Annotated in this window: 2 protein-coding genes and 1 pseudogene; 1 reads left to right on the top strand and 2 read right to left on the bottom strand. The window is 72.7% G+C overall.

Annotated elements, in window-relative coordinates; translation table 11 throughout:
• The first annotated feature begins 176 nt into the window (after nt 1-176).
• Nucleotides 177-1,130, top strand: a complete 954-nt coding sequence (locus tag AC27KI_RS23715) for a DUF2145 domain-containing protein (protein ID WP_487116179.1) — start codon at nt 177-179, stop codon at nt 1,128-1,130.
• A gap of 31 nt (nt 1,131-1,161) precedes the next feature.
• Here AC27KI_RS23715 and AC27KI_RS23720 read toward each other — a convergent pair whose 3' ends face one another.
• Nucleotides 1,162-1,608 (bottom strand): CBS domain-containing protein, encoded by a 447-nt coding sequence (locus tag AC27KI_RS23720; RefSeq protein WP_272568313.1) that lies wholly within the window; start codon nt 1,606-1,608, stop codon nt 1,162-1,164.
• Between the two features lie 168 nt (nt 1,609-1,776).
• Nucleotides 1,777-1,941: pseudogene (locus AC27KI_RS23725) on the bottom strand (DUF937 domain-containing protein); the annotation flags it as partial.

Here is a 1,941-nt window from a genome sequence, read left to right on the forward strand (position 1 = left end):
CTGAACCTGCCGCGCCAGGCGCAGGGCGCGCGGCCGCTCGCCGCCGGCGATCTGGTGCAGGCGCGCGAGCGGCCCTATGGCTTCGAGTTCGCGCGCGGCGACACCCGCGAAGCCTTCTTCCTGGTGCTCAACGACGACTGGTACGAGGAGATGGACTCCCGGCCGCTCGCCCTGTGATGCGGCGTGCCGCCTTGCCATCCAGCGTGCGGCCCCGGCGCGCGCTGGCGCGCTGGACCGGGATCGCCGCCATCGGCCTCGCCGCGCTGGGGGCGGAGGTTCCGGCCCACGCCGGCACCTGGGGCCTGTGCGATGCCGCCGCGCCGCTGAGCGCCACCGATCAGGACCGCATCCTGCGCTTTGCCGCGGTGGTCAAGCAGGTGCTCGACGCCTCGGGCCAGCGCGTGGCGCTGATCTCGCGCTCGGGCCTGGACCTGGGCCGCTTCGGGGTGCGCTACTCGCACGCCGGCCTGGCCCTGCGGCCGCAGCCGGACCGCCCGTGGGCGGTGCGCCAGCTGTACTACACCTGCGAGGAGTCGCGGCCCCGGCTGTTCGACCAGGGCATTCCGGGGTTCCTGATGGGCCGGGACGATCCATCCCGGGGCTACGTTGCCATCGTGCTGCTGCCCGCGCTGCCCGCCGACGCGCTGGAGCGCACGGCCCAGGATAAGCGCGCCGCGCTGGCCCTCCTGGCGGCCGACTACAGCGCCAATGCCTACCCGTTCAGCACGCGCTACCAGAACTGCAACCAGTGGGTGGCGGAGATGATGGCCAGCGCCTGGGCGCCGGCCGGCGACACGCCCCCGACGCGCGAGCGCGCGCAGGCGTGGCTGCGGTCGGCGGGCTACCGGCCCGAGCCGATCGGGCTGGGATCGCACGGGGTGGTGTTCGCCGCGCATTTCGCGCCGCTGGTGCATGTGGACGACCACCCGCGGGACGACCTCTACGCGCTGCGCATGCGGGTGAGCCTGCCGGCCTCGCTGGAGGCCTTCGTGCACGATCGCATGCCGGGCGCCGAGCGCATCGAGCTGTGCCACGACCGCCGCCAGATCGTGGTGCGCCGCGGCTGGCAGGCGCTGGGCCCGGGGTGCGAGGCCGGGCCGCAGGACGAGGTGATCGCCCTCGATTCCTAGCCAGATGGGGCCGGGCGGTTGCGCGGCGGCGTCAGTTGCGCTGGCCGCCAGTGATGTACTGCTCCATCTGCTCGATGATGAACTGCTGCTCGGACATGATGTTCTTCACCAGGTCACCGATGGAGATCAGGCCCACCAGCCGATTGGCGTCGTCCACCACCGGCAGGTGGCGCAGCCGGTTGTCTGTCATGAGCTGCATGCACTGCTCGCTGCTCTGGTGCGGCCGCACGAAGCGCACGGCGCGGGTCATCACGTCGCTCACCTGGGTGGCGCCGGAGGTGCGGCCCAGCAGGGCCACCTTGCGGGCGTAGTCGCGCTCGGTCACGATGCCGGCGATCTGCTCGCCCTCCATCACCAGCAGCGCGCCGATGCCCTTGTCGGCCATGAGCCGCAGCGCATCGAGCATCGAATCGGAGGGCCCGATGGTGTGGACCTGGGCATGGGGCTTGGACTTGAGGATGTCGGCGACTGCGGTCATGGGGCCTCCCTGAGTGAAGTGGCGTGGATGGCTGCAGTTTCCGCCCAACGGCGGGGTGCGCGCAACAGGGGTTTGCGAAGCGCCCGGGGCGGCGATGCAGTTGGTTGCAAACCCGCGCGCCGCCGGTCGCCGGTCGCCGGGCCCTCGGACCGCGCTTGCGCTCTCAACTCAGCGTCGCCCGCCGAACAGGCCGCCGCCGAGCTTGACCAGGTCCGACAGGCCGACCTGGCCGTCGCCGTCCTGATCGAGCAGGCTGCCCAGCACGCCTCCACCCAGGCCACCCAGGCCGCCCGGCTGCCGGGCGCGGTCGCGCTCGTGGCCGAGGGTGCGCCC

The sequence above is a fragment of the Acidovorax sp. KPB24-03 genome (assembly GCF_057546605.1).